Annotated in this window: 25 protein-coding genes and 1 other RNA gene; 16 read left to right on the forward strand and 10 right to left on the reverse strand. The window is 32.5% G+C overall.

The window, feature by feature from the left end; translation table 11 throughout:
• Positions 1-151 precede the first annotated feature (151 nt).
• Entirely contained in the window at positions 152-640 is a 489-nt protein-coding gene (locus ACN0WY_RS12545) for an outer membrane beta-barrel protein (RefSeq protein ID WP_330486669.1), read from the reverse strand.
• Positions 641-735: 95 nt separating this feature from the next.
• On the opposite strand from ACN0WY_RS12545, the gene ACN0WY_RS12550 reads away from it, so the two are divergent.
• Positions 736-1,659: a tyrosine recombinase gene (locus ACN0WY_RS12550; RefSeq protein WP_330486668.1), complete on the forward strand. Its 924-nt coding sequence runs from the start codon at positions 736-738 to the stop codon at positions 1,657-1,659.
• A 20-nt stretch (positions 1,660-1,679) separates the two neighbouring features.
• Here the strand turns inward: ACN0WY_RS12550 and ffs are convergent.
• Positions 1,680-1,778: signal recognition particle sRNA small type (gene ffs / locus ACN0WY_RS12555), an RNA gene on the reverse strand.
• 176 nt (positions 1,779-1,954) lie between these two features.
• Between ffs and ACN0WY_RS12560 the strand changes: the two genes are divergently transcribed.
• The 4 genes from ACN0WY_RS12560 to ACN0WY_RS12575 all read left to right on the forward strand — a co-directional run bounded on the left by ACN0WY_RS12560 (position 1,955) and on the right by ACN0WY_RS12575 (position 7,090).
• Positions 1,955-2,482, forward strand: coding sequence for a DUF4199 domain-containing protein (locus ACN0WY_RS12560; RefSeq protein ID WP_330486667.1), 528 nt, complete (start codon positions 1,955-1,957; stop codon positions 2,480-2,482).
• A gap of 79 nt (positions 2,483-2,561) precedes the next feature.
• A complete protein-coding gene (locus ACN0WY_RS12565; RefSeq protein ID WP_417800563.1) occupies positions 2,562-3,518 on the forward strand; it encodes a glycosyltransferase in 957 nt (318 codons plus the stop codon).
• A 33-nt stretch (positions 3,519-3,551) separates the two neighbouring features.
• A complete protein-coding gene (locus ACN0WY_RS12570) occupies positions 3,552-5,261 on the forward strand; it encodes a phospho-sugar mutase (RefSeq protein WP_417800564.1) in 1,710 nt (569 codons plus the stop codon).
• Positions 5,261-7,090, forward strand: a complete 1,830-nt coding sequence (locus ACN0WY_RS12575; protein ID WP_417800565.1) for an ABC transporter ATP-binding protein — start codon at positions 5,261-5,263, stop codon at positions 7,088-7,090. The genes ACN0WY_RS12570 and ACN0WY_RS12575 overlap by 1 nt, the downstream gene beginning before the upstream one ends.
• Positions 7,091-7,125: 35 nt before the next feature.
• On the opposite strand, the gene ACN0WY_RS12580 is transcribed toward ACN0WY_RS12575, so the two are convergent.
• Together ACN0WY_RS12580 and ACN0WY_RS12585 are read right to left on the reverse strand one after the other, a co-directional pair.
• Positions 7,126-8,550, reverse strand: a complete 1,425-nt coding sequence (locus tag ACN0WY_RS12580) for a CCA tRNA nucleotidyltransferase (RefSeq protein WP_417800566.1) — start codon at positions 8,548-8,550, stop codon at positions 7,126-7,128.
• 5 nt (positions 8,551-8,555) lie between these two features.
• Positions 8,556-9,104: an L-threonylcarbamoyladenylate synthase gene (locus ACN0WY_RS12585; RefSeq protein WP_417800567.1), complete on the reverse strand. Its 549-nt coding sequence runs from the start codon at positions 9,102-9,104 to the stop codon at positions 8,556-8,558.
• Between the two features lie 60 nt (positions 9,105-9,164).
• On the opposite strand from ACN0WY_RS12585, the gene ACN0WY_RS12590 reads away from it, so the two are divergent.
• The gene (locus ACN0WY_RS12590; RefSeq protein ID WP_417800568.1) at positions 9,165-10,145 is read left to right on the forward strand and encodes a polysaccharide pyruvyl transferase family protein; all 981 of its coding nucleotides are present in this window, start codon (positions 9,165-9,167) and stop codon (positions 10,143-10,145) included.
• Here ACN0WY_RS12590 and ACN0WY_RS12595 read toward each other — a convergent pair.
• Positions 10,132-10,890 (reverse strand): glycosyltransferase family 32 protein, encoded by a 759-nt coding sequence (locus ACN0WY_RS12595; RefSeq protein ID WP_417800569.1) that lies wholly within the window; start codon positions 10,888-10,890, stop codon positions 10,132-10,134. The genes ACN0WY_RS12590 and ACN0WY_RS12595 overlap by 14 nt on opposite strands.
• A 47-nt stretch (positions 10,891-10,937) precedes the next feature.
• On the opposite strand from ACN0WY_RS12595, the gene ACN0WY_RS12600 reads away from it, so the two are divergent.
• A complete protein-coding gene (locus ACN0WY_RS12600; RefSeq protein ID WP_417800570.1) occupies positions 10,938-11,699 on the forward strand; it encodes a glycosyltransferase family 2 protein in 762 nt (253 codons plus the stop codon).
• Between the two features lie 32 nt (positions 11,700-11,731).
• On the opposite strand, the gene ACN0WY_RS12605 is transcribed toward ACN0WY_RS12600, so the two are convergent.
• Positions 11,732-12,547 carry a 2,3,4,5-tetrahydropyridine-2,6-dicarboxylate N-succinyltransferase gene (locus tag ACN0WY_RS12605; protein WP_417800611.1) on the reverse strand — a complete coding sequence of 272 codons (816 nt, stop codon included), beginning with the start codon at positions 12,545-12,547 and terminating at the stop codon, positions 11,732-11,734.
• Positions 12,548-12,667: 120 nt separating this feature from the next.
• Here ACN0WY_RS12605 and ruvX point away from each other — a divergent pair, with 120 nt between their 5' ends.
• The 8 genes from ruvX (at position 12,668) to ACN0WY_RS12645 (ending at position 18,991) form a co-directional block, all read left to right on the forward strand.
• Positions 12,668-13,078 carry a Holliday junction resolvase RuvX gene (gene ruvX, locus ACN0WY_RS12610; RefSeq protein ID WP_417800571.1) on the forward strand — a complete coding sequence of 137 codons (411 nt, stop codon included), beginning with the start codon at positions 12,668-12,670 and terminating at the stop codon, positions 13,076-13,078.
• Positions 13,079-13,132: 54 nt separating this feature from the next.
• Entirely contained in the window at positions 13,133-13,717 is a 585-nt protein-coding gene (def, locus tag ACN0WY_RS12615; protein WP_330486657.1) for a peptide deformylase, read from the forward strand.
• Positions 13,718-13,743: 26 nt separating this feature from the next.
• Positions 13,744-14,166: a DUF5606 domain-containing protein gene (locus ACN0WY_RS12620; protein WP_330486656.1), complete on the forward strand. Its 423-nt coding sequence runs from the start codon at positions 13,744-13,746 to the stop codon at positions 14,164-14,166.
• 3 nt (positions 14,167-14,169) lie between these two features.
• The gene (gene mazG, locus ACN0WY_RS12625) at positions 14,170-14,949 is read left to right on the forward strand and encodes a nucleoside triphosphate pyrophosphohydrolase (protein ID WP_417800572.1); all 780 of its coding nucleotides are present in this window, start codon (positions 14,170-14,172) and stop codon (positions 14,947-14,949) included.
• A gap of 454 nt (positions 14,950-15,403) precedes the next feature.
• A complete protein-coding gene (locus ACN0WY_RS12630) occupies positions 15,404-16,138 on the forward strand; it encodes a (S)-benzoin forming benzil reductase (RefSeq protein WP_417800573.1) in 735 nt (244 codons plus the stop codon).
• A gap of 23 nt (positions 16,139-16,161) precedes the next feature.
• Positions 16,162-16,794, forward strand: coding sequence for a hypothetical protein (locus ACN0WY_RS12635; RefSeq protein WP_253056544.1), 633 nt, complete (start codon positions 16,162-16,164; stop codon positions 16,792-16,794).
• 11 nt (positions 16,795-16,805) lie between these two features.
• Positions 16,806-17,399, forward strand: coding sequence for a hypothetical protein (locus ACN0WY_RS12640; RefSeq protein WP_417800574.1), 594 nt, complete (start codon positions 16,806-16,808; stop codon positions 17,397-17,399).
• A 194-nt stretch (positions 17,400-17,593) separates the two neighbouring features.
• Positions 17,594-18,991, forward strand: a complete 1,398-nt coding sequence (locus ACN0WY_RS12645; RefSeq protein WP_417800575.1) for a hypothetical protein — start codon at positions 17,594-17,596, stop codon at positions 18,989-18,991.
• 123 nt (positions 18,992-19,114) lie between these two features.
• Here the strand turns inward: ACN0WY_RS12645 and priA are convergent, their stop codons facing one another.
• Positions 19,115-21,559, reverse strand: a complete 2,445-nt coding sequence (gene priA, locus ACN0WY_RS12650) for a replication restart helicase PriA (RefSeq protein WP_417800576.1) — start codon at positions 21,557-21,559, stop codon at positions 19,115-19,117.
• Positions 21,559-22,269 carry a hypothetical protein gene (locus tag ACN0WY_RS12655; protein WP_417800577.1) on the reverse strand — a complete coding sequence of 237 codons (711 nt, stop codon included), beginning with the start codon at positions 22,267-22,269 and terminating at the stop codon, positions 21,559-21,561. Before ACN0WY_RS12655 ends, priA begins: the two co-directional genes overlap by 1 nt.
• 57 nt (positions 22,270-22,326) lie before the next feature.
• Between ACN0WY_RS12655 and ACN0WY_RS12660 the strand changes: the two genes are divergently transcribed.
• Complete coding sequence (locus tag ACN0WY_RS12660; RefSeq protein ID WP_417800578.1) at positions 22,327-23,178, forward strand: alpha/beta fold hydrolase; 852 nt, start codon at positions 22,327-22,329, stop codon at positions 23,176-23,178.
• Positions 23,179-23,180: 2 nt separating this feature from the next.
• On the opposite strand, the gene ACN0WY_RS12665 is transcribed toward ACN0WY_RS12660, so the two are convergent.
• Together ACN0WY_RS12665 and ACN0WY_RS12670 are read right to left on the reverse strand one after the other, a co-directional pair.
• Positions 23,181-23,402: a VF530 family DNA-binding protein gene (locus ACN0WY_RS12665; protein WP_125344916.1), complete on the reverse strand. Its 222-nt coding sequence runs from the start codon at positions 23,400-23,402 to the stop codon at positions 23,181-23,183.
• A gap of 18 nt (positions 23,403-23,420) precedes the next feature.
• Positions 23,421-23,966, reverse strand: coding sequence for a TlpA family protein disulfide reductase (locus tag ACN0WY_RS12670; protein WP_417800579.1), 546 nt, complete (start codon positions 23,964-23,966; stop codon positions 23,421-23,423).
• Between the last annotated feature and the right edge of the window lie 75 nt (positions 23,967-24,041).

Raw genomic sequence — 24,041 nt, forward strand, 5'->3', positions numbered from 1 at the left:
CCAATAACTCTTTTTTTCAATAAAAATAGGACATAAAGCAGGTTTTTTTACATAAAACACTAAGGACAAAAAAGTTAGCTAAAAAAAATAAGGATTAAAAAAAGGGAGGCAAAATTGCCTCCCTTTTTTTATTTTATTGACTCTATTTATACTACAGTCCAAATACAACCCCTAATCCTAAATTAGCTATTGTACCACCTTCAACACTAACTCCAGAATATGAAACTTGAATAGACGTATTATCTGAAACACTATACCCTACTAATGGTCTGTAATGAAATCCACCATCATTTTCATCAGGACTTATACCTACTGCGTAACCCAAATCTAAGCCTACAACGAATTTTTCAGAAGCATTAAAACGTGCCGCCGCCGCGATAGGTAAAAAAGTAGCATCTTTAACGTTAAAACCTGCTATCTCGCCACCAAAATAATGAGAGTAAGAAACTGAAGGCCCTAATTGAAAGTTATCAGAAACGCTAAATAAATAATTAGCTTCCAAACCTATTGCAAAATCGTAACCTGTATCTGCATCTGCCACTGGTATACCAATACTTGCTCCTAAATTAAATTTCCCTTCTTGTGCGTTAGCAGTTAATCCTACAGCTACCATAGCAATTACTAATAATAATTTTTTCATAATTTATAATTTTATAATTTTAATTTTGAAGCCGAAAATAATTCTATTTTTTTATTTTCATAACATTTTTTACTAAAAGAACAGTATTTTTTTTAATGAATTGGGAACAAGCTATATCTGATTATATTAATTTTTTAAAAATTGAAAGAGGGCTTTCAAAAAACTCTATCGACAGTTATCAAAGAGATGTAAAAAAACTCGCCTTATTTGTAAATGATTTAGGTACTCCCCTGTCTCCTATTTACATAAGTCATGAAATTTTACAACAGTTTATTTATGAAACAAGCAAACATATCAACGCTCGTAGTCAAGCTCGTTTAATTTCTGGCTTACGTAGTTTTTTTGATTATTTAGTTTTTGAAGATTACCGTAAAGATAATCCTACAGATTTAATTGAAAGTCCTAATATTACAAGAAAACTTCCTGATACTTTAGAAAAAGAAGATGTGGACAAGCTAATTGCTGCTATTGATTTAAGTCATCCTCAAGGAGAACGTAACAAAACTCTTATTGAAACCATTTACAGTTGTGGTCTTCGTGTGAGTGAATTAATTAACTTACAACTTTCAGACTTGTTTTTTAATGACGGTTACATACGTATCCTAGGAAAAGGGAATAAATATCGCTTTGTTCCTATACATATCACTACAATTCATAGGCTTACCTTTTATATTAAGGAAATCAGGTCGCAAATTACTCCAAAGAAAGAAGATGAAGATATCGTTTTTTTAAACAGAAGAGGCAAGCGATTAACTAGACAAATGATTTTTATCATTTTAAAAGAGTTAGCTCAAAAAATACACCTTCAAAAAAGTATTGGACCACACACCCTACGACATTCTTTTGCTACTTACTTACTAAAGCATGGAGCTGATTTACGTGTTATTCAACAATTATTAGGACATGAAAGTATTACAACTACCGAAATTTATGTGCATTTAGATAACAGTTACCTTAAAGAAGTTGTTGAGTTACATCACCCTAGAAGTGATTTTAATCTAAAAGAAGAGGAAGAATAAACGAAACTATTGGGTACAAAAAAAGGCAAGCTACCTACATCACACCGCTACGACCTAATACCCTTGCTGCGTTCCCGCCCTGGGGGATTCAAAGGGAGCTGGTTGTGTAGGACTTGCCGATGCAAATTTACAACCATTTTTTCGTAAAAAACAATAAAATTTCAATAAAAAAACTGTAACATTTCTAAGTTTTTGAATACTAATAGTTTGTTATTTGTTTTTTTGCTTTTACAGCTCTTAAACAAACGTAACATTAAAAAAAGAATATATTTGTATCACTAACTAAATTCACACAATGGAACATCAAGCAAACAGTAAAAACATTATTTTAAACTATGGATTAACCTACGGAGGAGTTATCGTTTTAACCAACCTTATAATTTACGCTTTAGGTATGACCTTCGATACTGTAGGAGGAATAATTAATATGATTGTATTAGCTGCATGTATTATTGCCCTTCCTATTTTAGCTATTAAAAAATTTAAAAAGGACAATGGTTCTTTTTTAACTTGGGGAGAAGCTTTAAAAATAGGTGTAGGTGTTGTTGCTGTTGGCGCTTTAATAAGTATTATCTACAGTCATATTTTTACAGGACTAATTGAGCCCAATTTTTATAGTCAATTAAACGAATTTCAAACTCAAAAATTATTAGATGCCGGATTAACAGACGAACAAGTTGATACGCAATTAGCTATGCAAGCTAAGTTTCAAGGAACTCTTATTGGAGATGCATTAGGTTTATTATTTTATATTTTCCTTGGTTTTGTAGTTTCAGCTATTACAGGAGCTGTGATGAAAAAGACAGAAGAAGAACAATACTAAAACATAGTTTAAGTAAGTTAACGTTTTTCATAAAAGTAATACTTCGTAACTTTACCTTTTTAAACTTTGAATAAAAAATATGGATATATCGGTTGTAATACCACTTCTTAATGAAGAAGCGTCTTTACACGAGTTACACGATTGGATTGCAAAAGTTATGCAATCCAATCAGTTTTTATACGAACTCATTTTTATTGATGATGGTAGCACAGATACTTCTTGGAGTGTTATTGAAGAACTATCGGCAAAAAACAAGTCTGTAAAAGGAATTCGTTTTCAAAAAAACTACGGAAAATCACAAGCTTTAGACGCAGGTTTTGGTTTAGCACAAGGCCGTGTAGTTATTACCATGGATGCTGACTTACAAGACAGTCCAGATGAAATTCCAGAACTATATACGCTCATTACAAAAGAAAACTTCGATTTAATTTCTGGATGGAAGAGAAAACGCTACGATAACGTAATTACTAAAAACATTCCATCTAAGCTGTTCAATTGGGCGGCTCGAAAAACATCAGGACTAAAATTACATGATTTTAATTGCGGACTAAAGGCCTATAAAAATGAGGTCGTAAAAGCAGTAAAAGTAAGCGGTGAAATGCATCGATACATTCCTGTTTTAGCTAAAAATGAAGGCTTTAATCGCATTGATGAAAAAATAGTTCAACACCAAGCTCGTAAATATGGTGTTACCAAATTTGGTATGGATCGTTTTGTGAATGGTTTTTTAGATTTAATTACCATTTCTTTTTTGTCTAAGTTTGGAAAACGACCTATGCATTTCTTCGGTTTATGGGGTACTCTTATGTTCATTTTCGGATTTTTGGCGGCTTTTTTTATTGGTATTGTGAAAATTTACCACCTTTCTAAAGGCATCAAAGCAATATTAGTTACCAACAATCCTTGGTTTTACATCGCGTTAACCTCTATGATTTTAGGGACTCTTTTATTTTTAGCTGGTTTCTTAGGAGAATTAATAATTAAGAGTAATCCGCAACAAAAACATTACAAAATTAAAGAACAACTAAATTTTTAAACCCGTACCTTTGTACGTTTTTTAATTTGATACATGGAAGAGATTTTAAACAGTGCTAAACAGTGGCTTTCTAATACTTTTGATTCAGAAACCCAACAAGAAATTCAACAACTAATAAACACCAATGCTGACGATTTAGCTGATCGTTTTTATAAAAACTTAGAATTTGGAACTGGCGGAATGCGTGGAATTGTTGGTGCTGGAACCAACAGAATTAACAAATATACTTTAGGTAAAGCTACCCAAGGGCTTAGCAATTACTTGCATAAAACACTCCCTAACAAAACCTTACAAGTAGCCATCGGTTACGACTGTCGTCACGACAGTGAGTGGTTAGCTAAAGTAGTTGCCAATGTGTTATCTGCAAACAACATTCGAGTATACTTATTTGAAGATATGCGTCCTACACCAGAGTTATCATTTGCAGTAAATTATTTAGGTTGTGATGCTGGAATTGTCTTAACCGCTTCCCACAATCCACCAGAATATAATGGATACAAAGTGTACTGGAATGATGGCGGGCAAATTGTGCCTCCACAAGACACTGAAATTATCAATGAGGTAAACTCCTTAGCTTTTTCTGAAGTCAATTTCAATGCAAAAGAAGAATTGATAACTTCTATCGGAAGCGAAATTGACGAAGCTTTTTGGAAAGCTTCTTTAGCTAACGGGACTTTTGATATACAAGGTCGTAAAGATTTAAAAATTGTGTTTACATCTTTACATGGAACCTCTATCAAATTAATTCCTGAAGTTTTAGAACGCGCAGGATATACACAGGTTCATATTGTTGAAGAACAAGCCATTCCTGACGGAGATTTCCCTACTGTTGAGTCTCCAAACCCAGAAGAACCTGCAGCTCTTAAAATAGCGGTTGACTTAGCCAATGAACTTGCGGCTGATATCGTATTAGGAACCGATCCTGATTCAGATAGAATAGGTATTGCCGTAAGAGATATGGATGGAAACATGACCTTATTAAACGGAAATCAAACCATGAGTATGATGACCGACTTCTTAATAAACGATTGGGAAAAACAAGGAAAATTGAACGGAAAGCAATTTGTGGGTTCTACCATTGTTTCTACTAATTTAGTCAATGAGATTGCCAATTCTTATGGTGTGGAAACCAAAGTTGGCTTAACTGGTTTTAAATGGATCGCGAAAATGATTAAAGACCATCCTGAACTTAACTTTATTGGTGGTGGAGAAGAAAGTTTTGGCTATATGGTAGGAGATTTTGTACGTGATAAAGACGCGGTTACTTCTGCCCTACTCGCTTGTGAAATTGCTGCCAATGCAAAAGCCAATAACAGTTCTTTTTATGAAGAGTTATTAAATTTATATACACGCCATCATTTTTATAAAGAACATTTAATTTCTCTCGTAAAAAAAGGCATGGACGGTGCACAACAAATCAAACAAATGATGGTTGATTTACGCAACCATCCATTAACTGAAATAGATGGTTCTAAGGTTGAATACTTATTCGATTATCAAGCTTCAACAAGAAAAAATTTAATCACTGGTGAAGAAACAACAATTGATATTCCTAAATCAAACGTATTAATTTACCTTACAGAAGACGGAACTAAAATTGCTGCTCGCCCAAGTGGTACTGAACCAAAAATTAAATTTTACTTTAGTGTTAAACGTAAATTATATGATATTTCCAATGCTAAGGCAGTAGAAGAAGAATTGAATAATAAAATTCAACGAATTATCAAACAACTAAATTTCTAGTGAGTAGTTTTAAAAAAATAGTAAATTTTGCCAAACCGTATAAAAAGTATGCTTTTTTAAACATCTTTTTTAATGTGCTTTATGCGGTATTTAATGTCTTATCAGTATTAGCTTTTATTCCTGTTTTAGGAATTTTATTTGGTAAAGAAGAAATCGTAACAAGCCAACCTAGTTATAATGGAATAACCTCTATATATGATTATGTGCAAGGTAGCCTCAATTATAAAATATCTCAAATGATTGAGAGTGGTGGTTCAGAAAGGGCATTGCTTTTTGTTAGTTTAACAACTTTATTCTTGTTTTTCTTTAAAAACCTTTTTAGATACCTCGCTTCTTATACGTTGGTTTTTTTACAGACAAATACGATAAAAGATATTCAATCTTCTATGTTTGCTAAGTATATTTCACTACCTATTTCATTTTTTTCAGAAAAAAGAAAAGGAGATGCTATAGCGAGAATTACATCAGATGTCCACACAATACAATTCACCTATCTTTCTTCTTTTGAAACTATTGTTAGAGAGCCCTTAACTATTGTTTTTACTTTAATTTCCATGTTTGCTATTAGTGTTAAACTTACACTTTTTGTATTCCTACTATTACCTATTTCTGGTTTTATTATTTCTACAGCTAGTAAAAAACTAAAAGCATCATCTTCTAATTTTCAGAAAGAGAATGGGTATTTTTTATCTATAGTTGATGAAGCTTTGGGGGGATTGAAAATAATTAAAAGTTTTACCGCAGAAAAAGCCATCAACTCAAAAGTAGGAAAATCTATTAATAATCTTTTTGGCTTAATGACAAGCTTGAAACATCGGCAAATGATAGCTTCTCCTTTAAGTGAGTTTTTAGGTACAGTAACTATTGTTGCTATTCTTTGGTTTGGAGGAAAACTTGTTCTTACAAGCGGCAGTACTTTACAGCCTCAAGAATTTTTTGGCTATATCGGTTTGTTTTATTTAATTCTAAACCCTGCTAAAGCTATTTCAACAGCTATGTATGGAATTCAGCAAGGAAGTGCTTCTGCTGATAGAATTTTTGAGATTTTAGAAACCCAAAACCCTATTGAAGATACAGCTAATGCTATAGATAAAATAGCTTTTGATGCAGAAATAGAATTTAAAAATATTTCTTTTAAATATCAAGATGATTACGTTTTGCAAAACTTCTCCTTAACAATACCCAAAGGAAAAACGGTTGCGCTTGTTGGGCAATCAGGAAGTGGAAAATCGACATTAGCTAATTTAATTACTCGTTTTTACGATGTTGATTCTGGAGAAATTCTTATTGATGGAGTTAACATAAAAAACATAAAAAAGGAATCTCTTCGTAACTTAATGGGAATGGTTACACAAGACTCTATTCTCTTTAATGATTCGGTTAAAAATAACATTCTTTTAGGCAAGGAAAACACTACTGAAGAGGAAGTGATTAAGGCTTCAAACGTAGCAAATGCCCATGAGTTTATAAAAGATTTACCGAACAAGTATGACACTAATATTGGTGATGGAGGAAACATGCTTTCTGGTGGGCAAAAACAACGTTTAAGTATTGCTAGGGCTGTATTAAAAAACCCTCCTATTATGATTTTAGATGAGGCCACCTCTGCTTTAGATACTGAAAGCGAACAGTTAGTTCAACAAGCCTTAGATAAAATGATGGAGCACCGTACTTCTTTAGTCATTGCTCATAGACTATCAACCATTCAAAAAGCAGACAATATTGTTGTTCTTAGAAAAGGAAAAATAGTAGAACAAGGAAAACACGAAGAATTACTCGATAAAAATGGAGAGTATTTTAAACTCGTATCCATGCAATCATTAGGATAATAAAAAAGAGAAGCAATTTTGCTTCTCTTTTTTTATTATTGATTTATTTTTAATCCTAACTGTGCTCCTTTTTCCAACATAAACTGGTAAGAAGCCTCGTGTTCATTAGGTATTTTACCATCTAAAATAGCTTCTTTTATCGCTTCTTTTATCTGACCTATTTCTCTACAAGGCTGCAAATTGAAAGCTTTCATTATTTCTTCTCCTGTAATTGGAGGCTGAAAATTACGCACTCTATCACGTTCTTCTACTTCTTTAATTTTTTGACGAACGATTTCAAAATTTTTGTGATAACGTTTAAATTTCTTCGGATTTTTAGTCGTAATATCTGCTTCGCATAAGGTCATCAACGCATCTACATCATCTCCTGCATCAAAAATTAAACGGCGCACAGCTGAATCTGTCACTTCACTTGCCAAAACAATCGGACGAGAGCTTAACAGTACCATTTGCTGAACAAACTTCATCTTATTATTTAACGGCATTTTTAAACGTTTAAATAGCTTATATACCATTTTCGACCCTACAAATTCATGAGAATGAAAGGTCCACCCTATTTTTTTGTGATAACGCTTGGTTGGGGCTTTGCCTATATCGTGCAACAATGCTGCCCAACGAAGCCAAACATCCTCCGTATTTTTAGCGATGTTATCAACTACTTCTAAGGTATGGTAAAAATTATCTTTGTGTTTTTGTCCCTCTACCTCTTCTACCCCTTTTAAAGCGGTTAATTCAGGTATAATTCGATCTAATAAGCCTGTTTTTTCAAGTAATAAGAATCCAGTTGATGGCACTGGGGCTTCCAAAATTTTATTCAGTTCAACCACAATGCGCTCACGAGTAATAATTTCAATTCTCGAAGCATTTTTTGTTATTGCATGTAATGAGTGTTCTTCAATTTCAAAGCTCAATTGAGTAGCAAAACGAATGGCACGCATCATGCGTAGTGGATCGTCAGAATAGGTAATATCTGGATCTAAGGGAGTTCTGATAATTTTAGCTTCCAAATCAGCCATCCCTCCAAAAGGATCAAGTAACAATCCGAAATCAGCTTCATTCAAACTTAAGGCCAATGCATTGATTGTAAAATCTCTTCTGTTTTGATCGTCTTGTAAGCTTCCTTCAGAAACTTTAGGATTTCTACTTTCTGCTGAATACGACTCTTTACGTGCACCAACAAACTCCACTTCTATTTCTTGAAAACGCAACATAGCGGTTCCATAAGTTTTAAAGACTTGAACTTTTGGTTTATTTGGTAGTAATTCAGCTACTTTTTGGGCTAACTCTATTCCACTTCCCACCGCTACTACATCTACATCTTTGGCGGTACCACGTTGTAAGATAAAATCACGTACAAAGCCACCGATTACATAACTCTCTAGTTGTAATTCTTTAGCGGCTTGGGATATATATTGAAATATTTCTGCAGAAATTGCTTCCTTAAAATATTGTTTTTGCATACAAATTATTCTCTAATCACAATAACATCATCTCCTTCAATTTTTAAAATCGTTGAAGATTTTTCTGCTATTTTCTCTTGATGCAAATCTACCACATAATCTACATTCTTTAAAATTGCTTCGCTTATTTCTGAAAATGATTTTGGTGTGGGCTCTCCACTTACATTTGCAGAAGTAGAAACAATAGGCTTTCCAAATTCTTTAATTAGCTGAATACAAAACGGATCCTTTGGAATACGAATAGCAATTGTATCATCTACAGCAATAGTGTTAGCGGCTAATTCTTTCGGGTTATTGTAAATAATTGTAGTAGGTTTTACTGATGTCTTTAAAATTTCCAAAGCTTTTTCAGGGATATTTCCTACATGTTTTTGCAACATTTCAATAGAGGCTACCAAAATAATCAGGCTCTTAGATTCTTCTCTATTTTTTAATTGGTAAATTTTCTTAACGGCACTTTCATTAGTAGCGTCACAACCTAATCCCCATACCGTATCAGTTGGATAAAGAATCGTTTTTCCGTTAAGTAAATAGTTCTTTATTTCTATAATCATCGTACAAATTTATACTTTAAACTATTACACTACATCAATAAAAAAAGATATTTTTGCTTTATGAGTAAAAATGCACTTTTAGATTATAAAGCCACAGGAGGTTATTTTAATATTGGAGATTATGTTCAAAGTATCGCTGCCAAACAATACTTTTCGAATATTGACTTACTTCTGAATAGAGAATATTTGAACGATAAAAATATTGAACCTTGTAAATTAATTATGAATGGCTGGTTTATGTATAAAACCAAAAATTGGCCCATATCTCCTAATATTAATCCCTTATTTGTTTCTTTTCATTTAAATGCACATATTGCAGATACGTTATTGAGCAGACAAGAAAATATCACTTATTTAAAACAGTACGAACCTATTGGATGTAGAGACTTTTACACTGTAAATATTTTAAAAAAATATGGTGTAGATTCGTATTATTCTTCTTGTTTAACCACTACTCTTCCTAAGATTGAGGTGCCTAAAACAGATGATATTGTGTTTTTCGATGTCCTTTTTAACTTAGATAAGAAATCTTATTACGAAAGAATTCCTAGGCACTATTACCGCGATTTAATAAAGTTTAAATTACCAAAGCTTCAAGATCATAAAGAGTATTTAAAATCTATATTCCCTGAAGAAATAGTTAACAATGCAAAGTTTGAAACTGCATTTTATAAAGAAAAAGGAACTACTTCTGAAGATAGATTTAAAGAAGCGGAACGATTATTAAAAACATTCGCTTCAGCAAAATTAGTAATAACCTCTAGAATTCACTGTGCGCTGCCTTGTTTAGCAATGGGAACTCCTGTTATTTTTATAATGGGAGGGTTAAACAATTCTTCTGATCTGTCTAGATTGGATGGAATTGTACAACACTTTAACATGGTTAATCTAGATTCTGAGCTTGATTTAAGTTCGTTAAAAAACTTAAACTTGATTGAACTAGATGAAATAAACTGGAAAGAACCAATTCCTAACCCTACAAATCACAAACAATATACCCAGCAACTAATTGATCGTTGTACTGATTTTACAAAGAATTAATATGGTAAAAATTATTCTTATTAATTAGGAATTTAATTCTATTCTTAATTAATAAGGGTAATTTAACTGCTTTCCTTTTAATGCTATCTACTAAATATGAAAAGCCTTTTTGTTTATTCCCCCAAGAATCTTCCCACCAGTGAATACATACTGTTTCTGGTTGAATACATTCTTGTGTAAACTTTTCATTCCACGCAAAAGGAAAGAAATATTCTGTTGGAAGCAATAAAACATCATTTAAATGCTGTTTTTTGTACTCGTTCAATCCGTAATTTAACAATACTTTAGATACTATTGGAGGACCGCCCATCGCATTAAAATACAAGCGTTGTTTTTCTTCTGTAGCTTTAATACAATCTAAAATAAAACCATTGCCTTTTTCTCCTCCAATAACAGCAGAATTTAATGGGTATTTTTCAGACTCTATTGTTCCTTGAAAACCAACAAACGCTTTTTCGTTTAATAAATGGTCAAAAGTAGTGACCATTTCTATATCTGTATCTACATAAATTCCTCCTTCTTTATATATAGAATACAACCGAACATAATCGGTAATAAATGACCATTTTTTTTGTTTATACAATAGTTTTAAAAAAGGTAATTTATCAAAAGGTGTATTGGTTTCATCCCATTTCTTTATGGTATAATCAGGTAACTTTTCTTCCCATGAAGCAATACATTTTTTTATTGTTTCATTATACTCACCTTTACCATACCAACAGAAATGTATAATTTTTGGAATCATTTAATAATTGTATTTTTGACCGAACAAATCTACAATAATATTTACACATGAATATAAGTGGTCTCGTAATTACTTTTAATGAAGAAGCAAACATTAAAGATTGTATTACCTCTTTAAATAGAGTATGTGACGAAGTAATTATAATTGATTCTTTTAGTTCTGATAAAACTGTTGAAATAGCAGAGTCTATGGGGGCTAAAGTTTATTTACAAAAATTCTTAGGAGATGGACCTCAAAGAGTACATGGGCTTCAATTTTGTAAGAATGATTGGATTCTAAACTTAGATGCTGATGAACGCCTAGATGAAGATAGTTTTGAATTTATTAAGAGCGGAAAGTATTTAAACGAACCTTACGACGCTTATAATTTTAGACGTAAAAACTTTTTAAAAGATCAACCTATTGATTTTGCTGGATGGTATCCATCGTATACTTGTAGATTTTTTAACAAGCAAACAGCAAAACCCGCAACTACAAAAGTTCACCAAAGCATACAAGCTACAAATCTAAAAACTACCAAACTTCATTTATTACACTATGGCTGGAAGGATTTTCATCAAATTATAGGAAAATACAACTTGTACACTACTTGGCAATCGGAAGAATATTTTGAGCAAAACAAAAAAGTTAACTTCTTTACGCCTATAGGACACGGATTATGGTCTTTTTTACGTTGTTATATTCTTAAAAAAGGTATTTTTCATGGATTAGACGGTATTACATTTTCTATGATGCAAGCCTTTTTTTCTTATATGAAGTATGCGAAGCTTAGAAAATTATATGAAAACAATAAAAAAGGGAAGATTTAAAACCTTCCCTTTTTTGTACTATTTATACGTTCTTAAACCGCTACATCATACTCTCTAAGAGCATCATTCAACGAAGTCTTTTTGTTCGTACTTTCTTTACGTTTACCAATAATTAAAGCACAAGGAACTTGATACTCTCCTGCGGCAAACTTCTTGGTATAACTTCCAGGAATTACAACCGAACGTGCTGGTACTACTCCTTTCATTTCAACTGGTTCATCACCTGTAACATCAATAATTTTAGTACTCATTGTTAATACTACATTCGCTCCTAAAACCGCTTCTTTCTCTACTCGAACCCCTTCAACAACAATACAACGAGATCCTATAAATGCTCCGTCTTCAATAATTACAGGTGCTGCTTGTAAAGGCTCTAAAACCCCTCCAATTCCTACTCCACCTGATAAGTGAACATTTTTACCTATCTGCGCACAAGAACCCACGGTTGCCCACGTATCAACCATCGTACCTTCATCAACATACGCTCCAATATTTACATAACTAGGCATTAAAATAGTTCCTGCCGAAATATAAGCTCCGTGGCGTGCTACTGCATTGGGAACCACACGAATTCCTTTCGCTTCATAACCTCTTTTTAATGGAATTTTATCGTGGTACTCAAAAATACCAGCTTCTAAAGTTTCCATTTTTTGAATTGGAAAATACAACACTACTGCTTTCTTTACCCACTCATTTACCTGCCATCCAGTGTCAGTTGGCTCAGCAACACGTAAATCTCCAGCATCTAATAAATCTACTACTTTTCTAATAGCATTAATCGTAGCTTCTTCTTGTAGCAACTCGCGGTTATCCCACGCTTTTTCTATAATTGATTGTAATTCTGTCATTTTTTCTAAAATATTTTCAGCAAAAATAAAATTGCTTTCCATAATATACTGCGAAGATACATTTTTTAAACAGATATTTCTTCCTTGTTTAATTTAGCTACCTTTGCAAAAACTTATAGAATGGGCCGAATATTAGCCATAGATTTTGGAAAAAAAAGAACAGGAATTGCTGTAACTGATGAACTTCAAATTATTGCTTCAGGATTGACAACTGTGGATACCTCTGAACTTATTTCATTTTTAAAAGACTACACACAAAAAGAAAATGTTGAACTCTTTTTAGTAGGAAAACCAAAGCAGATGGATAATTCTGATAGTGAAAGTGAAGTACTCATAACTCCTTTTCTTCAAAAGCTTGAAAAAGCGATTCCTTCTATCCCCATAAAACGTGTAGATGAGCGTTTTACCTCTAAAATGGCTTTTCAGACTATGATTGATAGTGGTTTGAAGAAAAAACAACGTCAAAACAAAGCTTTGGTAGACGAAATCAGTGCAACAATCATCCTACAATCGTATTTATACAATAAATAATTTTCTAGCCAATGCTTTCTTTGTATTTTTGCATTCCTTAAAATTAAAAAGTAAATGATTTTACCCATTGTAGCATACGGAGATCCCGTTTTACGTAAAGTAGGAAAAGAAATCGATAAAGACTATCCGCAGTTAGATAAATTAATTGCCGATATGAGAGAAACAATGTACAATGCTAACGGACTTGGTTTAGCGGCTCCTCAAATAGGAAAAGACATTCGTTTGTTTGTGATTGATGCTTCTCCTTTTGCTGAAGATGATGATTTAAGTGAAGAAGAAAAAGAAGTTTTCAAAAACTTTAATCGCGTATTTATCAATGCGAAAATCATTGAAGAAGAAGGTAACGAATGGGCTTTTAATGAAGGATGTTTAAGCATTCCTACCATTAATGAGGATGTTTTTCGTCAAGAAAAAGTTACCATTGAATACCAAGATGAGAATTTTGAAAAACACACAGAAACACTAAGCGGATTACCTGCGCGTGTTTTTCAACATGAATACGATCATATTGAAGGAATTTTATTTACAGACAAGCTTTCTTCATTAAAGAAACGAATAATTAAAAAGAAATTAGACAATATTTCAAAAGGGAAAGTAAACGCTGGGTATCGCATGCGTTTTCCTAATGCTAAGAGATAATAGTTATACACTAAAAAAATTAAGACATGGAATTTAACAAAATTATAGCGGTAACAGGTAAACCAGGTTTGTATGAAATTTTATCACAAACTAAAACAGGAGTTATCGTAAAATCTATTGTTGACGGGAAACGTTTTCCTATTACTGCAACTCATAACGTAAGCTTATTAGAAAACATCGCTATTTACACGTACGAAGAAGAAGTGCCTTTAGCACAAGTACTTAAAAATATGGCTGATAAAGAAGAAGGTAAAGAAGCAATTTCTCACAAAGAAAGTGCTAATAAATTAACTACTTATTTTGGTGAAGTATTACCTGGGTTTGATGAAGAGCGTGTATATGCTTCTAACATTAAAAAAGTAATTCAGTGGTACAACATCTTAGCGAAAGCTGAGTTTGACTTTAGCACGTTAGTTGAAACTGAAGAAACAACTACAGAAGAAGCTTAAATCGTGAATACTCGTAAGCAACAGTTAGCCGCCTTTAATCGTTTGTTAGATATCATGGACGACCTTCGTGAGCAATGTCCGTGGGATAAAAAACAAACCTTACAAAGTCTGCGTCATTTAACTATTGAAGAAACCTACGAGTTAGCAGATGCTATTTTAGACAACGATTTACAAGAAATAAAAAAAGAATTAGGCGATGTGCTTTTGCACATCGTCTTTTATGCTAAAATAGGAAGCGAAAAACAAGCTTTCGACATTGCTGATGTTGCCAACGCCATTTCAGATAAACTCATCGACCGTCATCCGCATATTTATGGTGATGTAGTTGTCGAAAACGAAGAAGACGTTAAGAAAAACTGGGAAAAGCTCAAACTAAAAGAAGGGAATACATCCGTTTTAGAAGGTGTTCCTAAAAGTTTACCTGCGGTAGTAAAAGCCAATCGTATTCAAGATAAAGTGGCAGGTGTTGGTTTTGATTGGGAAGAACCCCATCAAGTGTGGGAAAAGGTTCAGGAAGAGCTTTCTGAATTGAACGACGAAATCAAAAATAACAATCAAGAGAAAATAGAAAAAGAGTTTGGAGATGTCTTATTCTCTATGATTAACTACGCGCGTTTTATTGGGGTAAATCCTGAAAATGCACTGGAAAAAACCAATAAAAAATTCATCAATCGCTTTCAGTTTTTAGAAGAAGCTGCCAAAAAAGAAGGCAAGCAACTTTCTGACATGACCCTCGCTGAAATGGATGTGCATTGGGAGAATTCTAAGGAATTTTTCAAATAGCTGCTAACGCTAGCATAAGTATCGCAACACAAGACAACACTACTGCCTTAAGGTTAAAACAACATCTACATAACATAAAAAATATTGTTGATATTCTTTTTCTTGATAAAAAGAAACAAAAATCAAGACTTGCCATAAAATAAGGCGTTAATATGAAAAGAATAGCAATATCCACGACTATAGTATAATTACAAAAAGTCTTTACACTAACAGCTAAGTGGTCTTTTTTCTTGGTTCTAAGTTATCTAGAGTTTGTATCGACTAAAAGATAACCACGTCGTTCATTTCGACTTCGCTCAATGACCTTCTCGCTATGACGTTCCTTGTCATTCCGAACGCAAGAGAGGAATCTCACTCAATGAATCTCCAAATAACCTTTAAAATTACAAATACTCAACTATAAGATTTCTCAGTCGTACCTTATTCGAAATGACAAATTTTGTATTTTTACTCTATGAACATAATCATCATCACCGGAGGAAGTAAAGGAATTGGTAGAGCCTTAGCCGAAAAATACGCACAAGAAAATTACAGAGTATACTCACTATCCAGAAGCATTGTAGATTTGGAAAATGTGGTACAGCTTTCTGTAGATTTATCTGATACCAAAGCCACACACAACACGTTTAAAATGTTATTAGATGAAATTCAGAAATTGGAGGTTTCATCGATTACCTTGGTGAATAATGCCGGTAGACTCGGTACCATAGCGAACCTAGAAAATATTCCTTCGGAAGATATTGCCAAAAGTATTCATTTGAATACCACTACTCCACTTATTTTGTCTGGTTTATTTATCAAAGCCACACAACAGTTGACGTGTAAAAAACAGATTATTAGTATTTCTTCTGGAGCAGCTGTAAAACCGTATGAAGGTTGGAGCGTGTATTGCTCCTCGAAAGCTGCTATTGATATGATGACCAAAACTATTGCTGCGGAACAAAACGAACTTAAACATGGAGTAAAATGCAATGCTATTTACCCTGGTGTGGTAGATACCAACATGCAAACTGATATTAGAAGCACCGATGAAAAAGATTTTAAAAACCTACAACGTTTTATCGATTTGAAAGAAAACGACCAGTTGTACACTCCTGAGTACGTTGCTGAAACCATTTATTCTATAGACACCCAAAACAAACTACAAAATGGGGATATTGTGGATATCCGGAATTTTGATAATGATTAGTTTCAATACTTAATTGAATAAATATGAAAAAGAATTTACTTATACTTTTTAGCACTATTTGTCTTTTTAGCTGTCAGAATTATGAAAGCGAAAAATATATTGAGAATGAGAATATAGCCATTAATGATCTTATCCTTGAAATGATAAAATTCGATGAAATAGTAAAACTTAATAATTGGGAGGATAAACAATTAAAACTTTATATTTTTTCTAAACTGGATACAAATACAGCTAATTCTGTTAAACCTAATGGATATGATACTGGAGCAAACGGAATTAGTTATTCTAAAGAGAAAATAAAGGAAAATAAAGAGAGGTTTGAAAATGAATTAGAAAAATTTGAGAAAGAAGAACGTTTATTTTACGACCTGAAAAAAGGAAAGATAAAAGAGCGAAACTTAGATTACAATTTCTCGAATGAAAAAATTGCCTTTGAATACATTAATCCTCAAAACATAAAAGACTTTAACCCCAAAAAAAATGAGTATGGTTACTTGGGCGTTTCAAGAATTATATTTAATTGGAATTACACTGTTGGTTATTTACATTACACCTTTTTTTGTGGAGATTTATGTGCTTGGAACGACAATATTAAAATAGAAAAGATAAATGGGAAGTGGAAAATAGTCGAACGCTATTCTGGAGGAATTTCTTAAAAAATGAAATCGTGAAAAAGAAAATAAAATTGCTAACAATTTGTCTTCTAGCGTTTATAACTATAGGACATTCACAATCCAACGATACAATAAGAGGGAAAATTGTTTCTTCTATCACTCGCAAAAAACCAGTAGGAAAAATAGTTATCTCTGAAAAAGGTAGTATTGATTTTATTGAAGCAGATAGCTTAGGGTATTTTAAATTTATTACCAAAAACAAAAAATCTGAATATCATTTAATAATAATTGCAGGAGATTATGATGTTCAAGAATTTGTCTTTAAATCTAAATGGCTAAACTATAAAAGACCTAAACATATAGTTGTTGATGCTAAATGTAGATTGAATAAAGAGAAAGCCTCATCAGATTGGAAAGCTGGGAAAGCTAAGCTTTATTTAATGAGTGGAATTGCCCCCATAGCTACTACTAAAAAAGATAAAAGATTTGAAAGAAAACATGAGCTTAAATATTACGATTTTGGTTGTGAAGCAAGACTACCTGAATGCTTAATTGATTACAATACAAGGGTTTTTAAAAATTTAGATTTAACATTTGGAAGGAAATGGAGAAAGAATGTAAGGAAAGAGGTTATTGGGTATCAATAACCATTTTTACTATAGACACCCAAAACAAACTACAAAATGGGGATATTGTGGATATCCGGAATTTTTGAAAAATAATTTAACTAAATTCTACTACCTTTCGCTAACGTTGAATATAACTCATTGAATGGATTTATATTCTCAAGCGAGTTATTGGCAGTTTTTAAAACAAACTCCCTAGAATAATAAATTCTTATATGAAAAAAATCTTTTTAGTACTGACTATCATTTTATCATCAATTCAACTTCAAGCACAGGAGAAAGTACCGATGATTACAGGAAAAGTAAACATTTCAATAAAAGAAGGAACATTTGAGTGTGATGTAACTTTAAGTGATATTCCTCATTTAAAAGATTATTTTATCAGACTTAATTCAGGAATGAATGTACTTCATTTTAGAAGTAAAGAACCTAATGACTTTTTGATTTATGCAAACAAATCCTGGTCAGACTCAACTTCTACAGGAGAGTCTTTAGCATATTATTTTGCTGGTAATGACGGGAAATTTCTACCCAAATCTTTACAAATAAAATATGTTGGTAAATTTCCGGTAGTGAATGACACCATTGAAAATTACAGCAGAAAAGATTGGAAGGGAAATATTGCTTTTAATCATAATTCTTTAAGAACTGACGGAGTTCAATCGGCTTGGTATCCTGTTCTTTATGATATAAAAAAAGATAAAGCTTTTGAAAAAGTGAGATACGACATTAAAATTGTTTGTGAGGATTGCAATACAATTTATGTAAACGGAAGTTTACCTGTTAAAAAGCAGTCGGCTCATTTTAAAAGTGAAATTCCACAAGAGTTAACACTTTTCTGTGGTAATTACGAATATTCCAATATTGATGAAACTTATATTTTGAATTCCGATTTTACCAACGAACAAATAAACGAATTTAGTTCTGTCATCAACGATTACAAGAAATTTTATGAATCCAAACTCAATATTCCGTATGAGCTAGCAACGGTTTTTGTAAATACTACACCAACGTCAATAAAAGACGGCTGGATGTTTGTATCATATCCAACAATCATGAGCATTGGTTGGCAAAATGGATTAGAGAAGGTGATAGAACCAGAATATCAAAATTTTTACCGTCCATTTATCGCTCACGAATTAGGTCATTTTTATTTCGGTACATATAAAGTATTTAATTCCGAACTCGGGGATATGATGAGTGAAGGTTTTGCAGAATATTTAGCTTTACAGCTAACTAAAAATAATATCGGAAAAGATGTTTATGAAAAAATGATAAATAAAAAGATTGAAAATTTACAAGAATTTAAAAAAGAAGCTATCCCTTTCAGCAAAATAAAATCTCAATCAGAGTATTTAAACAGGCAGTTATACGTTTATAATTATGCACCGCTTATTTTTCTTGCTATCGAAAAAGAAATTGGAGAGAAAAAAATGTGGCAATGGTTAAATACTATTTTAAAAACTAAAACCACCTATACAAATTATGACTTTTTAACTACCACACTAAAATCAACAATTAATAACGACCAACTATATGAAAATATTAAATATTTGTATTTTGAAAGTAAGCAATCAATTGATAATGCCGAAAATAAAATTGTGGAAAAATAAAAACTGTTGAAGTACAAACTATAAGATTTCTAAAATTTCAAAAACTAATAATTAAGTTCTATCATACTCAAACTAACTATTCTCTTAAATCATTTTTTCATTAGTTCAATTATTAATTGAAAACTAATACGCATCCACATCCACAATAAAACGAATTGGTCTAAAATCTTTGACCGCTTCAAAGGTATTTTTAATTTTTTGTAGCTGTTCTTTGGTTTTTCCTAAGGATTGCTTTGGCGGAATTTTAATCACTAAATTCTTTATATACTGGTTTCGGATACGAGAAACCGCAGGCGCTGTAGGACCTAATACGTGTTCATGAAACACATTTTGTAACGCTTTTGCTAACCAGTTGATACCGTTATCAACACGCGTGTAATCTTTGTGTTTTAGGGTGATTTTTATCAAACGATAGTAGGGCAGATAATGAAACTGCCAACGATCTTGCAACTGCTCTTTATACATTTCTGTATAATTGTTAGTAGATACCTGCTGTAAAATCTGATGATACGGATTGTAGGTTTGTATCGCTACATTCCCTTGTTTTTTAGTACGTCCTGCCCTACCCGATACTTGTACCATCAACTGAAAAGCACGCTCGTGGGCTCTAAAATCAGGGAAATTAAGCATCGAATCTGCATTTAAGATTCCTACCAACGATACATTTTCAAAATCCAATCCTTTAGAAAGCATTTGCGTTCCTACCAAAATATCAATTTCTTGTGCTTCAAAAGCCCCAATAATCTTTTGATACCCATATTTTCCTCGGGTGGTATCCAAGTCCATTCGTCCAATAGTATGATTTGGAAATAGCTCTTTTAGCTCGAGTTCAATTTGCTCCGTTCCGAAACCTTTGGTGTCTAAGGTAGCACTTCCACAAGCGCCACAACTATTCGGCATTGCGCGTTGGTAATGGCAATAATGACATTTTAACTCTTTACGGAATTTATGATAGGTTAAACTCACATCGCAATTCGGACACTGAGGAGACGCCCCACAAGTGGTACACTCTACCACAGGCGAAAATCCACGTCGGTTTTGAAATAAAATAACCTGTTCTTTTTCCTCCAACGCTTCGGTAATCATTTTTAATAAACGATCCGAAAAATGACCATTCATTTCCTTTTTTCGATGCTTTTCTTTAATGTCTATCAGCTCGATTTTAGGCAACTGAATGTTCCCGAAACGACGCGTTAATGCTATAAATCCGTATTTGTTTTGCTCAGCATTAAAATAACTCTCTATTGATGGTGTTGCAGAACCTAACAATACTTTTGCTTGGTGTAAATGACCCAATACTACCGAAGCATCACGCGCATTGTAACGTGGTGACGGTTCAAATTGCTTATAAGATGTTTCGTGCTCTTCATCCACTACAATCAATCCTAAGTTTGAAAACGGTAAAAACAACGAAGAACGCGCTCCTAAAACAATTTGTGCTTTCGGTTTGTTTTCTAAAACATTATTCCACACCTCTACTCGTTCGTTCATCGAATATTTAGAGTGGAATACTGAAATAAAGTTTCCAAAATAGTTTTGTAAACGGGTAATAATTTGGGTTGTTAAAGCGATTTCTGGTAGTAAAAACAATACCTGTTTTCCTTCAGCAATCACTTCTTTAATCAGCTTTACATAAATTTCTGTTTTACCAGAGCCTGTAACCCCGTGTAATAAACTTACCTGTTGTGTTTCAAAAGAAGTTTTTATTTGATTGAAGGCTTCTTGTTGAAACTCATTCAACTCTTTTATCTGATTCGTTTCTCCTTGATAGCTAATTCGATCGGTTTGAATATGATAAAATTCAAAAATATCTTTCTCTACCAAGGCTTTTAAAACTGCGGAAGAAGCTCCCGATTGTTCTTCTAAATCTTTTGCTTTTATCGGCTTTTTAGCCGCCGCTAACTGAAAATATGTCAGTACCGCTTCTCGTTGCTTTTTCGCTCTTGAAAGTTCTTCTAAAAGCATTTGTAAGCCTTCATTTGAGGCATACTTATTATGTAATCGAACATACTTAACCAGTTTAGGTTTGTAGGTCTCGTAAATTTCTTCTTTGATGTAAATCGCACTCTTCTCTAGCAATCCGTTAATGATAGGAAGTACGGTTTTCTTTCCTAAAATATCAGCAACTTGATGAATCGTTAACTGTGAATGATGCTCTAAAGCTTCAAAAATTAAAAACTCCTCATCAGTTAATATGGCTTCTTCTTCAAAGTTTTCATTTTTATAGATGATGGTTTCACTTTCTAGCAAAAATGCTGAAGGTAAGGCAGCCCTGTAGACATCGCCTAACGAACACATATAATAGCTCGAAATCCACTGCCAGTGTTTTAGTTGTTGTTCCGTTATAATAGGCGTATCATCTAAAATTTGATGAATGTCTTTGGCCTCATATAATTCGGGTGCAGTTTGGTGAATATTGAACACCAAGGCAGTATATATTTTACTTTTTCCGAAAGAAACAGCCACACGCATTCCTTTTTTTAAGAAAGAAGCTTCTGCTTCAGTTACCGAATAAGTAAATGTTTTCTGTAATGGAATTGGTAATATAACGTCAATAAAATGTGGCATTATTCTTCTATTTCTAATGGAATTGGTGGTGGGGGTGGATTATAAAAATTAGTACGATTCCCTTTTTCATCTATAAACGGGATAGCTTCTTCTAACCTAATCTGTAATGGGTATACTTTTTTAATAGAATCTATATTTTTCTTATTAAAACTAGTAATGAAATTATAATATGATTTTGAAATAGTATCTATTTTATTCTTTAATCTTTCCTTAGATTTATTTATACTTCCTATAAACTCTAAAAATATCAAACTCGTATATGAACTGTCAGCAAATTCAGGTTTTTTTCTATTATTAAAAAACTGCTTTTTTAACATGTTTTCAAAGCTAACTGAATTAAAATTATATTTTATTCGATTATGATAAAACAAACTATCTGTACAAGAGTCAACAAATAATATATTTTTAAATTTTATCATGCCACAAGCAGCTTTTCCACAAAGAATTATACTATTCACATGGAAAGGAATGTCATTTTTTAACGTTCTGATATAACACTTAATTTTTCTTTTATCATAATTCTTACAAAAAACAGAGGTTAATGACTCAAAGCTTTTTACTGTATCTAAATCAAAAACAAAAGTGGAGTCTGTATTTTTCTGTCTAGGAAAAACATCTTTCATACTTAAAGCTTGTTCCTTTACTGTTTTGGAACAAGAAATAATTAATAGAAATAAAACAGGAAGTATGTAAAAAGTAGTTTTCTTCATCTAAAATCAAAACTACACAAAAATGAGTACATTGTAAACACCAAAGCTTCTATATTTATGACTTCACTAGAATGGAAAAATAAGGGTGAATTTTACACCATTAATAATCAGCAAGTTTTTATTATTGATGAAGGAAATACTGATGAAACTCTTGTGATACTCCACGGATATCCTACGTCTTCTTTTGATTATTATAAAGCGCTTCCTTTTTTATCAAAAAAGTACAGAGTGATTATTCACGATCATTTAGGGTTTGGCTTTTCAGATAAACCTTTAAACTATTCGTATTCTTTAATTGAGCAAGCTGATATAGCCTTACTTTTATGGAAAAAACTAGGTTTACATGAGGTTACAATACTAGCGCATGATTATGGTACGAGTATCGCTACCGAAATTATTGCTAGAAACAATATAAATCACCTGAAAATTTCTATCAAAGAACTGATTTTGTGCAATGGTAGTATGCATATTGAATTAGCCAAACTACGAACTATACAAAAGTTATTAAAGAATAAAATTACAGGGAAATGGGTTGCTAAATTGGCGAATCAAACTGTTTTCAACAGGAATATCCGCAAAATTTATGTTGATGTTTCTAAGGTTTCTCAGGAAGAATTAAACGAAATGTGGTTTCAGCTAAACTATAATAATGGTCGGAATGTCATTCATTTATTGAGCAATTATATTAATGAACGTTACTTTTTTTGGCATCGTTGGATTGGTGGATTGACACAAACACAAATTCCTACAAAAATAGTTTGGGCTACCCACGATCCTATTGCTGTAAGGGCTATTGGAGAGCAATTACACAAAGAAATTCCTAATAACAAACTACGATGGCTTGAAAACACAGGGCATTTCCCTATGCTTGAAAACCCTGAAGAATGGAGTAATTTAGTACTAAGCTAACCTTAATAACCTAACATTTGCAGGTACAGCTTTTCTACTTTAGCTCTTGCCCAAGGGGTTGTTCTTAAAAACTTTAAACTCGATGTATAGGTTGGATTCTTTTTAAAGGCATTTATGTTTAAAATCTCTCCCATTTCTTCCCAACCATACTCTAAGTATAATTCTTCTAACATGGTGGCTAATTTTATTCCGTGAAGCGGATTATTTGGCTGTTCTTGACTCATGCTACAAAGGTAAATATTCTATTGTAGTAATTCGTCTAACAAAATTCTAATTTTATCACTATTCCAATCGGCAGGTCCTTTTTTGTCTACGACAATAGTTCCGTTTTTATCCATAATAAACGTCGCAGGAATTGAGTTGCTTACTAATTGGTCTGGTACTTTTGATAAAATGTTATACGTTGGTAAATCATAGCCTTTGTCTTTATAAAAAGCATCAATTGTTGTCCAATCTTCATTACTAACAAATACAAACTCAACTTTATCTTTATAATCATTATATAACTTTTGAATACTTGGCATTTCTGCTATACATGGCGGACACCAAGTTGCCCAAAAGTTTACAAAAACAACTTTGTTCTTGGTGTCGTTAAAATCTATATTCGTAGTGTTTAACCCTTTTAAATTCCAGTTATAGTCTACTAGCTCTTCTCTTTGTTCTTCAGTAATGGTTGAAGGTGAAAACGAAACCAATCTAATAAAATAGACTTTTGTTGGCGGATATAGTAACAAGCCTATAATAACGACAAATACAATGTTTGAGATTGTTTTTCTGTTGAATTTCATGTAGTTTCTTTTAAGTTAAAGGTTGTTATCTGTCGTTATGAATATTATTGTATTACAAAATGTGTGTGTTTTCTT

It is taken from the genome of Tenacibaculum sp. (assembly GCF_048269885.1).
In the GTDB taxonomy this organism is placed as follows: domain Bacteria; phylum Bacteroidota; class Bacteroidia; order Flavobacteriales; family Flavobacteriaceae; genus Polaribacter.